The sequence below is a fragment of the Pedobacter kyonggii genome (assembly GCF_004310665.1).
Classification (GTDB): domain Bacteria; phylum Bacteroidota; class Bacteroidia; order Sphingobacteriales; family Sphingobacteriaceae; genus Pedobacter; species Pedobacter kyonggii.
On sequence record NZ_SIXF01000046.1, the window covers coordinates 21,974 to 33,333 of the forward strand.

12 protein-coding genes are annotated in these 11,360 nt (G+C 37.5%); 9 read left to right on the plus strand and 3 right to left on the minus strand.

Annotation, left to right across the window (positions count from 1 at the left end; all coding sequences use genetic code 11):
* The first annotated feature begins 15 nt into the window (after nt 1-15).
* The 8 genes from infA to EYS08_RS24515 all read left to right on the plus strand — a co-directional run bounded on the left by infA (nt 16) and on the right by EYS08_RS24515 (nt 7,038).
* Nucleotides 16-234 (plus strand): translation initiation factor IF-1, encoded by a 219-nt coding sequence (infA, locus tag EYS08_RS24480; protein ID WP_010599888.1) that lies wholly within the window; start codon nt 16-18, stop codon nt 232-234.
* A 1-nt stretch (nt 235) separates the two neighbouring features.
* Nucleotides 236-352: a 50S ribosomal protein L36 gene (rpmJ, locus tag EYS08_RS24485; protein ID WP_010599887.1), complete on the plus strand. Its 117-nt coding sequence runs from the start codon at nt 236-238 to the stop codon at nt 350-352.
* Between the two features lie 68 nt (nt 353-420).
* Nucleotides 421-798 (plus strand): 30S ribosomal protein S13, encoded by a 378-nt coding sequence (gene rpsM / locus EYS08_RS24490; RefSeq protein ID WP_010599886.1) that lies wholly within the window; start codon nt 421-423, stop codon nt 796-798.
* 152 nt (nt 799-950) lie between these two features.
* Entirely contained in the window at nt 951-1,340 is a 390-nt protein-coding gene (gene rpsK / locus EYS08_RS24495) for a 30S ribosomal protein S11 (protein WP_025145207.1), read from the plus strand.
* 61 nt (nt 1,341-1,401) lie between these two features.
* Entirely contained in the window at nt 1,402-2,010 is a 609-nt protein-coding gene (rpsD, locus tag EYS08_RS24500) for a 30S ribosomal protein S4 (RefSeq protein ID WP_029282720.1), read from the plus strand.
* An 85-nt stretch (nt 2,011-2,095) separates the two neighbouring features.
* Entirely contained in the window at nt 2,096-3,088 is a 993-nt protein-coding gene (locus tag EYS08_RS24505) for a DNA-directed RNA polymerase subunit alpha (protein ID WP_025145205.1), read from the plus strand.
* Nucleotides 3,089-3,222: 134 nt separating this feature from the next.
* The gene (gene rplQ / locus EYS08_RS24510; RefSeq protein ID WP_029278659.1) at nt 3,223-3,747 is read left to right on the plus strand and encodes a 50S ribosomal protein L17; all 525 of its coding nucleotides are present in this window, start codon (nt 3,223-3,225) and stop codon (nt 3,745-3,747) included.
* A gap of 321 nt (nt 3,748-4,068) precedes the next feature.
* Entirely contained in the window at nt 4,069-7,038 is a 2,970-nt protein-coding gene (locus tag EYS08_RS24515) for a glycoside hydrolase domain-containing protein (RefSeq protein ID WP_131032540.1), read from the plus strand.
* 104 nt (nt 7,039-7,142) lie between these two features.
* Here the strand turns inward: EYS08_RS24515 and EYS08_RS24520 are convergent, their stop codons facing one another.
* Nucleotides 7,143-7,775, minus strand: a complete 633-nt coding sequence (locus EYS08_RS24520) for a gluconate 2-dehydrogenase subunit 3 family protein (protein WP_131032541.1) — start codon at nt 7,773-7,775, stop codon at nt 7,143-7,145.
* 10 nt (nt 7,776-7,785) lie between these two features.
* Nucleotides 7,786-9,522 (minus strand): GMC family oxidoreductase, encoded by a 1,737-nt coding sequence (locus tag EYS08_RS24525; RefSeq protein WP_131032542.1) that lies wholly within the window; start codon nt 9,520-9,522, stop codon nt 7,786-7,788.
* 244 nt (nt 9,523-9,766) lie between these two features.
* Between EYS08_RS24525 and EYS08_RS24530 the strand changes: the two genes are divergently transcribed.
* Nucleotides 9,767-10,954, plus strand: a complete 1,188-nt coding sequence (locus EYS08_RS24530) for a class I SAM-dependent methyltransferase (protein ID WP_131032543.1) — start codon at nt 9,767-9,769, stop codon at nt 10,952-10,954.
* Nucleotides 10,955-11,078: 124 nt separating this feature from the next.
* Here EYS08_RS24530 and EYS08_RS26215 read toward each other — a convergent pair.
* Nucleotides 11,079-11,360, minus strand: a 282-nt coding sequence (locus tag EYS08_RS26215; RefSeq protein ID WP_208745913.1) for a hypothetical protein, incomplete at its 5' end; no start/stop codon positions are given.

Here is an 11,360-nt window from a genome sequence, read left to right on the forward strand (position 1 = left end):
AACAATCAATAAAATATGGCTAAACAAGCCTCAATTGAACAAGACGGAGTAATAAGAGAAGCATTATCCAATGCGATGTTCCGGGTAGAACTCGAGAATGGGCATGAGATTATTGCGCATATTTCAGGAAAGATGAGGATGCACTACATCAAAATTCTTCCTGGAGATAAGGTTAAATTGGAAATGTCTCCTTATGATTTAACAAAGGGACGCATTACTTATAGATACAAATAAAATGAAAGTTAGATCATCAATTAAAAAACGTAGCGCTGATTGTAAGATTATTCGCCGTAAAGGTAAACTTTACGTAATCAACAAGAAAAATCCTAAATACAAGCAACGTCAAGGGTAATTAAGAATATTGTAATAAACCGCACAACGGTGGCCCGCCGTTCGGAATTACTTAAAACATAAACAAATATGGCAAGGATTTCAGGTATTGATTTACCAAGAAACAAAAGAGGAGAAATCGGTTTAACCTATATCTACGGAATTGGTAGAACAACTGCTCAACGTATTTTAACTACGGCAGGTATCGATTTAAACAAAAAAGTACAAGACTGGTCTGATGATGAGTTATCAGCTATCCGTACAATGATTAACGATGAGATTAAAGTAGAAGGTGCTTTACGTTCAGAGGTTCAGTTAAACATCAAACGTTTAATGGATATTGGTTGTTACCGTGGTTTACGTCACAGAAAAGGTTTACCTTCTCGTGGTCAACGTACTAAAAACAACTCACGTACTCGTAAGGGTAAGAGAAAAACAGTTGCTAACAAGAAAAAAGCTACTAAGTAATAGATAGATAGGAGAGGTGAGATTTTAGATGTGAGCACCATGTCTTTAAAATCTGCTCAAATCTGGAATAAAAGATAAAAAGTAGGATACTGAGTGTCGGGGTAGAGAAAGTCTCATATCTCAAGTCTCATATCTAAAATCTAAAAGATAAAATGGCTAAGAGTAAAAAAGTAACAAAAAAACGTATCGTTGTAATTGAGTCTGTTGGTCAGGCGCATATCAATGCTACCTTCAATAACATTATCGTTACCTTAACAAACAACAACGGACAGACTATTTCATGGTCATCTGCTGGTAAAATGGGCTTTAAAGGTTCTAAAAAGAACACACCATATGCAGCTGGTCAAGCAGCTTCAGATTGTGGTAAAGTTGCGTTTGATTTAGGTTTACGTAAAGTTGAAGTATTTGTAAAAGGTCCGGGTTCAGGTCGTGAATCTGCAATCAGAACTTTGCAAGTAGCGGGTATCGAAGTAACATCTATTAAAGATATTACTCCACTTCCTCACAACGGATGTCGTCCTCCTAAAAAGAGAAGAGTTTAATTAATTTTAAAGCTAAGAATCTCAGGTTACAGGCCTGACGGTACTTTAAAACAGAAAAAAAATGGCAAGATATACAGGCCCAAAATCAAAAATCGCCCGTAAATTCAGAGAACCAATCTTCGGTCCTGATAAGGTGTTAGACAGAAAAAATTATCCTCCTGGGCAACATGGCTCATCAAAAAGAAGAGGAAAACAATCTGAATATGCTATCCAATTAATGGAGAAACAAAAAGTAAAATATACTTATGGTGTATTAGAAAAACAGTTCAGTAACTTGTTTAAAAAAGCATCTTCTCGTGCTGGTATTACCGGTGATAACTTACTTCAGTTATTAGAAGCACGTTTAGATAACACAGTTTACCGTTTAGGTATTTCAACAACCCGTTCTGGTGCACGCCAGTTAGTTAGCCATAAACACGTTACCGTGAATGGTGAAGTTGTAAATATCCCTTCATATCAGTTAAAAGCTGGTGATGTGGTTGCTGTTCGTGAAAAATCTAAATCTTTAGAATCAATTAGTAACTCAGTTGCAGGTAGAACTATTAATAAGTTTGCTTGGTTAGAGTGGAACGCTAGTGAATTAACTGGTAAATTCTTAACCTACCCTCAACGTGATGAGATTCCTGAAAACATCAAGGAAAACTTAATCATCGAGTTGTACTCAAAGTAATAAATGAACTAGTTAATTACCTCAAAAGGGTAATTAACTTTTTTCATGTTACTATATATTCAATAACGAATTTAAAAAAATATAAATGGCAATTTTAGCATTTCAGAAACCAGACAAAGTGATCATGCAGAAATCAACCGATTTCGATGGCACATTTGAATTTCGTCCTTTAGAGCCCGGTTTCGGTGTAACAATTGGTAATGCCTTAAGAAGAATTTTACTTTCTTCATTAGAAGGTTATGCTATTACTACTATTCGTTTTTCAGGTGTTTCTCACGAATTTTCTACCATGAAAGGTGTTGTAGAAGATTTAACTGATATTATCTTAAACTTAAAACAAGTTCGTTTTAAGAAAACAGGTGATTCAGGTGATTCTGAAAAAGTTTTCATCATCGTTAATGGTCAAGATCAGTTTAAAGCTGGTGATATCACTAAATTCTCTAACAACTTTACAGTTTTAAACCCTGAGCATGTAATTTGCAACATGGATAAATCTGTTACTTTGGAAGTGGAATTAACCATCAATAAAGGACGTGGTTATGTACCTGCTGAAGAAAATAAAGTTGCTGATGCTGTTGTTGGTGTAATCGCAATCGATTCGATTTATACTCCAATGAAAAATGTAAAATACACGATCGAAAACTTTCGTGTTGAGCAAAAAACGGATTATGAAAAATTGGTTTTAGATATCTCTACCGACGGTTCAATTCATCCAGAAGAAGCATTAAAAGAAGCGGCTAAGATCCTTATCCAACACTTTATGTTATTCTCTGATGAGAATTTAGTATTAGAATCTCAGGCTAAAGAAGAAACTAAAGAAGTTGACGAGGAGATTTTACACATGCGTAAAATCCTTAAAACTGAATTGGTAGACATGGATCTTTCAGTTAGAGCATTAAATTGCTTAAAAGCTGCTGATATCCGTACTTTAGCTGATTTAGTTTCTTACGATGTTGCTGATATGTTAAAATTCAGAAACTTCGGTAAAAAATCTTTAACAGAGATCCAAGAATTAGTAAAATCAAAAGGTTTATCATTTGGTATGAACCTGTCTAAATTTAAATTAGACGAAGAGTAAGATTAGTCCTGAGTCTTTAGTTCGGAGTCGTGAGTCTTCCTTTCTAAAGCCTCAACTAAAATAAATAATTTTTCACAGTGTATAATTCCCTCAGCTTAATTGCAACGAGACGGTATACACTCAATTAAAAAACAATGAGACACGGTAAAAAAGTAAACCACTTAGGTAGAACCGCAAGCCACAGAAAGGCGATGTTAGCTAACATGGCTTCATCACTTATTTTGCACAAAAGAATTACAACAACTTTAGCTAAAGCTAAAGCTTTACGTACTTATGTTGAGCCAATTATCACTAAATCAAAAAATGATACTACTCACTCACGTCGTACAGTATTTGCTTATTTACAAGATAAAGAAGTAGTAACAATCTTATTCCGCGAAATTGCTGAGAAAGTTGCAAACCGTCCAGGTGGTTACACTCGTATCATTAAATTAAACAACCGTTTAGGTGATAACGCTGAAATGGCTTTAATTGAATTGGTAGACTACAATACAGTTTACGGTAAAGATGCAGAGGTTAAAGAAGAGAAGAAAACAACTCGTCGTGGTAGAAGTAAAGCTACTGCTGCACCTAAAGCTGCTGAAGCGAAAGCCGAAGTTGCCGAAGAAGTTGCTCCTGCTGAAGAAGCTCCTGCTACTGAAGAACCAAAAGGAGAATAATTTTATTCACCTTAAGATCAAAAAGTCCTGTTCGAAAGAGCAGGACTTTTTTTTGGCTTTTCTTTCTCAATTTTTGTGCAATCTGGTGTTCCCATCAGGAGTTTATTGAAATTTTTTGTGCTGTCAGATGCTATGATCTGACAGTTGCCGTATTATTAATAGGATGGAATTAAGTTTTTGTGTCAGATGGTAACATCTGACACCACTAATGAACTATTGACCAATGAACCAAACGAAAGCAATCAAACGTTTGTCTCATTTTTTCATTACATAACTTTATTTTAGCTAGGTATCTATAAATTAGCCAAAAACAAATTTGAAATGAAATTTAGGCTTTTTCTATTATTCTGTCTTGTTGCACAGTTATCTCTTAATGCGCAAATACTAAAATACACCAATGGTAACAATGCCTGGAACCCTGATTCGTTGGGTAACCATAGAGTTGTTGTTCAATTTACTGGTACAGGCAAAATCGCACATACAAAAATCGATTGGCGCCGGAGAGATGAACATCCAGAATTAAAAGGAATCGTCGTACAAGATGCCAGTGGTAAAACTGTTTCGGTTGTTGGCACAGATAAACTGACAAGAGAAAGTGCTGATATTTATTTCGAAGCACCTGGAGCTGGAAAATATTATATTTACTACCTCGCTTATAAGAATGAGGGAAGAAGTAATTATCCTAAAGGAGTTTACTTAAAGCCTAAACAGGCTGAACAGGCATGGTTAACAGCGGCAAAACAGGTTAAAGTGAATACATCTGTTGTAGAGATCCAGTCTATCGATGCTTTCAACTCTTTTTATCCAATGGAAGTAATTGCAACGGGCAAAGAAACGGCTGCAATAAAGGCCAAATATGCTTCAGAAGCTTTTGTGGTTTTTCCAGAGGACAGAATGTTTCCAATCAAAATGCAGAACGATTTACCTTATCGTTGGGTACAAAAAGGCGCTGCAAATATTTTTACAGGCTCGGCCAGTAAAGGCGAAAACTACGCTTTTCAACTGGGCATATTTGCCTTGAAAGATCTGAAGAACGTAGTGGTTAGCTTCGGTGATTTAAAAAATGCAGCTGGAAAGGTAATTTCTGTGAAATATATCAACTGCTTAAATACCAATGGAACAAGTTATGATAATAAACCTTTGGTTGAAACCGTAAATGTAGCCTCAGGTAAAATTCAGCCAATGTGGATTACAATTAACATCCCTAAAAATACAGCTGCAGGTATTTATGCTGGAAAATTTACGGTTAAAGCCAATGGGAAATCGAAAGTAATCGATGCTAAAATTACAGTAGGTAACAAAGTTTTAGCAGATGCAGGTGTAGGAACTCCGGATAAACAGACTCGCTTAACCTGGCTAAATTCTACTTTGGCACAAGCAAATACAGTTGTAGCTCCTTACACACCGCTAACTGTTGATGGGAATGTAATCTCGCTTTTAGGTAGAAAGTTCGAAATTAATGTCGATGGTTTTCCTAAGCAAATTCAAACATTCTTTAATGCTGAGATGACAGCTTACAGCGAAAAACCCAATAACATTTTGGCCGAGCCTATTCACTTTCACTTTTTTAATACGCCAAAAACGCAGGAGAAATTTGTTCCTAGTAATTTCCAGATTACGAGTAAAGAAGCTGGAACAGTAAAATGGACTGCCACGAATACTTCTGAAAACCTGAAAATGGATTTAGAAGGTGCTTTGGAGTTTGATGGCTATGTACATTATGTAGTTAAAGTAATTGCTTTAAAAGATGTCGAATTTAGTAACGTTGATTTTCATATCCCATTTGATAAGAATTCTACGAAATATTTGATGGGCTTAGGTGAAAAAGGTGGCGTTAGATCAGATACCGTAAAATGGAAATGGGATGTAGCGAATAAAAACCAGGATGCTGTTTGGATCGGGAATGTAAATGCAGGCCTGTATTACAACTTAAGAGACGAAAACTATGTTCGCCCACTTAATACTAATTTCTATCTTCAGAAGCCTTTATTATTGCCTAAATCGTGGGGTAATGGCGATAAAGGTGGTATCCAGATTAATGTTAAAGGCAGTTCGATGCTTGCCGACAACTTCACCGGCGCAAGAAGCATGAAAAAAGGTGATGTGTTATATTATAATTTCAATTTACTGATCACGCCTTTCCATTTACTTAACACCGATTTTCAATGGGATAACCGTTTCTATCATAAATATGGTGATTTAGATACGATCAAAGCTAAAGGTGCAACGGTAGTGAACATTCACCATGCCACACCGATCAATCCTTGGATCAACTATCCATTTATCGAATGGAAAAAGATGAAAGATTATATTGGTAACGCACACTCTAAAGGTTTAAAAGTTAAGATTTACAATACTGTTCGTGAGCTTTCCAACCATGCTTACGAGTGGCCAGCTTTAAGAAGTTTAGGCACCGAGGTATATTCACCAGGTAAAGGTGGAGGCTTTAGCTGGTTACAGGAACATTTAGATTCTAATTATATTGCCGCCTGGTTTGTGCCCGAAATTAAAGATGCAGCTGTAATTAATAGCGGAATGAACCGTTGGCACAACTATTACGTAGAAGGAATGAACTGGTTGGTAAACAACGTTGGAATTGACGGGGTATACTTGGATGATGTGGCCTTTGATCGCGTAACCATGAAACGTATAAAACGCGTATTGACACAGGATAACCATCCAGGCATTATCGACCTCCACTCTGCCAATCAGTACAACAAAAGTGACGGCTTTAACAATAGTGCCATTTTATACCTGGAGCATTTTCCTTATTTAAACCGTTTGTGGTTTGGCGAATATTTTGATTACCAAAAAAACAATCCCGATTTTTTTTTAACAGAAGTAAGCGGAATTCCTTTTGGGTTAATGGGAGAGATGTTACAGGATGATGGAAACCCTTGGCGTGGTATGATTTATGGCATGACAAGTCGCTTGGGATGGTCTGACAAGAGTGACCCAAAACCGTTATGGAAAGTTTGGGACAATTTCGGCATAAAAGGATCTGAGATGATCGGTTACTGGAGTGAAAACTGCCCAGTTAAAAGCGATAACCCTAAAATATTGGCAACTGTTTACAAACAAAAAGGTAAAACAATGATTGCATTGGCAAGCTGGGCAGAAGGAGAGGTAAAGGTTAATTTAACCATCGACTGGACTAAGTTAGGGTTAGATGCCGGTAAAGTAAAAATAGCAGCTCCTGCAATTGATAAATTCCAAGTAGCAGGAAGTTATCCTGATGGAAAATCGGTTCCTATTGAAAAAGGAAAAGGTTTGATTTTGATTGTAGAATAGTTCATATAAGTTTTCGTCATTGCGAGGCACGAAGCGATCTTAATGCGCTAAATTGTAGCGATAGTTGTAGGATTGCTTCGTGCCTTACAATGACGATTTTTTTGTTATACTTTTACATTCTCCATTCCGTACTGTTTCAGCACATCTGCTGGAACACCGGCCCACTGGTTTGGCGCATTACCTACATAACCAATATCTTTTACACCAATTTCTGTAGTATAAAAACCTGATGCAGTTAAGTTTCTCATTCTATTGAAAAAAGTTACACCCGCCTGCATTTCCGGTCTGGCTTTTTTAGGGTATGCAATTTCATCTACAATTGAAATTTGTTGATCCTCGGATGCCTCAACAAATGATTTTTGAAATTTATTAAAGCTATATATGTCCAGCCATTTCAGGCCACCACGCATCGGTACCTTATGTTCCGGAATATCTTTTACAATAAATTCGATAAACTCCGGCACTTTAGCATCAGATGCACTGCCCGATACATCATCCTTAGGAATAATAATGTCGGCAAGAACTGTAATGGTAGCCATTTCATGTTTAGTGAAAAAGGTTTCAGCTTTTAATTTCTTATCACGGTCTATTTCCCATTGTTCTCTTCCAGCTTCTTTTGCAGTTTCTTCTGGTGCAGCTACTTCGGTTTTTGTTTCAGGTTGTTTACAGGCATCGAGCAGCACAGTTGTGCTGATGGCTGTTAAACCTAATGCTTTTAGTGAATCACGTCTGTTCATATGGTAATTCTTAAATATTTTGTTTTTTCTTTTGAGCTAAAATATATTCGGCGGTACGCATGGATAGTGCCAGGATAGTCCAGGTGGCATTTTTATCACCTTGTTGAACAAACGGCCCCGCATCAACCACAAACAGGTTTTTACAGTCGTGTGCCTGGCAGTATTTATTCAATGCCGATTTTTTAGGATCGTCTCCCATGCGGATGGTTCCAACTTCGTGAATAATTTTTCCGGGGTTAAGCAAACCATAATTGGTATCAGCGCCATGAATTTCGGAAGTAACCACCGCACCCATTTCTTTCATTATCGAAAGGAAAGTTTCTTGCATGTGTTTTGCCTGTAGGATTTCATCTTTGTCCCATTTATAGTTAAACCTTAAAACCGGAATACCATATTTATCCACTATGTTCGGATCAATTTCACAGTAGTTGTCTTCTCTGGCAATTGCTGTTCCACGACCAGCCATTCCGACACCAGTTCCATAGAAACGGCGATAATCATCCTTTAACGATTTTCCATAACCTCCCGCTTCTTTCATTTTTCCATCTCTGCCAGGTACCATTCCATTCATTTGGGCTACACCGCCGCCAAAGCCATATGCAGGCATACCCATGCCACCCCAATATTCGATATGGTAACCACGTGGGAAGTTTAGTTTACGGTTATCTAACCACCACGGCGAATAGATATGCACACTGCCCAAACCATCTTCATTGTAACGTTTTCTGTCCATTAACTGTGGAAGAAAGCCCGAAACACTTGCTCCCGTAGAATCGTGCAGGTATTTTCCAACCACGCCACTGCTATTGGCCAGGCCATTTGGGTGAGAAGTTGATTTTGAATTCAATAATATACGGGCCGATTCGCAGGCACTGGCACCTAAAATAACCAGTTTGCCGTTTACCTGGTATTCTTGTAGGTCTTTACGGTTTACATAAGAAACCCCTTTTGCAGCACCATCCTTATCCGTAATTACTTCGCGTACCATGGCATCGGTAATTACAGTCAGGTTTCCTGTTTTTACTGCCGGGTTAACCAAACATGATGATGATGAAAAATCGCCATAAACCTTGCAGCTTCTTCCGCACTGACCGCAATAGAAACAAGGTGCACGATCGCTGTTATTCGGTAAGGCTTCTGTTAGGACAGACCCGCGACCAGTAATTACTTTTACTCCCGCTTTTTCTGCACCTTTTTTGATGAAAAGTTCGTTTAATCTTGGTTTTGGTGGTTTCATAAAGATCCCATCAGGTTCATTTTCTAAACCTTCTGCTGTCCCATAAATACCGATCATACGGTCAACTTTATCGTAGAAGGGTTTTACGTCTGCGTAGGTAATAGGCCAGGCATCGGTTAAACCATCTTTAGGTTTAAAATCGTCCGGACCCATCCGCAAAGAAATTCGTCCCCAGTGATTGGTACGGCCACCGAGCATCCGCGAACGGAACCATTCGAATTCGCTTTTGTTTTTCTGGGTATAAGGCTCGCCTTCTAATTCCCATCCTCCATAAGAAGCATCAAAATCTCCAAATGGACGCGTTGTACTGGCACCACGACGAGGAGATTCCCAAGGCCATTTTAACTGATGTGAATCTAATCGCGGATCGAAATTTTGACCAGCTTCTAGCATTAAAACCTTTTGACCTGCATGTGCCAGAACATATGCAGCCATTCCACCACCCGCACCTGAGCCAACAACAATGGCATCATAAACGGTTGGCGATTTTTTTATCTGAAAGTCACTCATGAATTATGGTTAGCTATTTTTATATACTTCTAATCTAAAGCTTAATTTTTTGAAATAAAAGTGTTCGGCTATTTTGGAATCAATATAGATAATATTGCTCATATGTATTTCTAAATCGTATTACGTCAGTGATGGATTAGCCGTTTTAATCAAATAAATCTTAAAATGGTCGCTCTATTGTTACATTATTATGAATATGTTCTGCTCCTGATAAACTTGATTATCTTTGTTGTTAAAATTATCGATGCCAGTGTCAGAATATATAGAACAATTTACCATAGCTTTAAAAGAAAGCCTAAATGCAGCAACTTTTGTAAAACTATCTTTAGGGAACTACAAAGGGGAGGAAGAAGCATTAAAGCAGATTCTTATCCGCAAGGTTGTGATTAAACGTGAAGATAAACTGGCTTTTACCTATCGTTATAAAACCCGAGATGTGGTAAAAAACTATGCAGTTGATGAAGCAATTAGTTTGATTACTGATTATCTGGAAAAAGGTTTTAAAATCGGTACATTATTTACCACCGAAAAAGATCTGATTTTGGAGGAACTGAACAATGGCAAAGTTGTTTTTAGGGAAAGCAAAGCATCGAGCGTAGCAGTGCCGTCAGCTAACCACGATAAAGAAAAAGCCAGGTTGATTAAACCTGAGGCGAAGTCTTATTTAACGGAGTTGAAAATCACCGATGCAGAAGGGAAAGTATTCAAAAATGCGCAGGATAAATTCCGCCAGATTAACCATTATATAGAAATTTTAAGTTCTTTAATTAAAGAGTTGCCAGAAGAAACCATTAAAAAGGTGGCTGATATGGGCTCAGGTAAAGGTTATTTAACTTTTGCATTGTACGATTACCTGCACTCCGTTTTAAAATTGGAAACTGAAGTTGTAGGCGTAGAGTATCGTCAGGATATGGTTGATTTGTGTAACCAAATTGCTGTTAAATCTACTTTCGATAGATTGAATTTTGTTCAGGGAACGATTGAAGATTATAATGCTGAGGATGTGAATCTCTTAATTGCGTTACATGCCTGTGATACCGCTACCGATGATGCCATTTTTAAAGGGATTAAAGCCAATGCCGAACTGATTGTTGTTGCACCTTGTTGCCATAAACAGATTCGCAGGGAAATTGAACAAAATAAAGTAAAAAATGACGTGTCGTTTTTAACTAAGTATGGCATCTTTTTAGAACGCCAGGCCGAAATGGTTACCGATGGGATACGTGCACTGATATTAGAATATTTTGGCTATAAAACCAAAGTTTTCGAATTCATTTCGGATGCACATACACCTAAAAACGTGCTTGTGATAGGGGTAAAGGGCAAAGCACACAGTGCAGAGCGAAAAGCAGAAATTTTACAGAGAATTAAAGCAAGCAAGGAATATTTTGGAATTGGCTATCATCATTTAGAAAGATTGTTGAAACTGTAATTTAACCGCAAAGAACGCTAAGTTTTTCGCAAAGAAACGCAAAGCCATTGCTGAAATCATGATGGTAGGTTAAGCTATAAGAGCCACCGTCATTCTGCTCCCGAATATTCGCATTAGCGTCAAGTTAAGCTGAAAATAGTTGGCTTAAATTAATTCTGTGGTTTCTTTTTTCATATTTACAGTACTTATCTATAATATCTCTGAACTGTTTTCTACCTGTAGCGATTACCTCTTTCATGTTCAATACAAAGAACTTTACACATTTGATCAAGCTAACGGAGCCTTTGGCATATCTGACAACTGGCAAAAATATTTTTTGCATAAACAGGCATATAAACATCAACAGGAGGTATATATTCGTGCTAATCCGTTTTTCATTGGTACAGCCATTATGTAGCAACTGCTG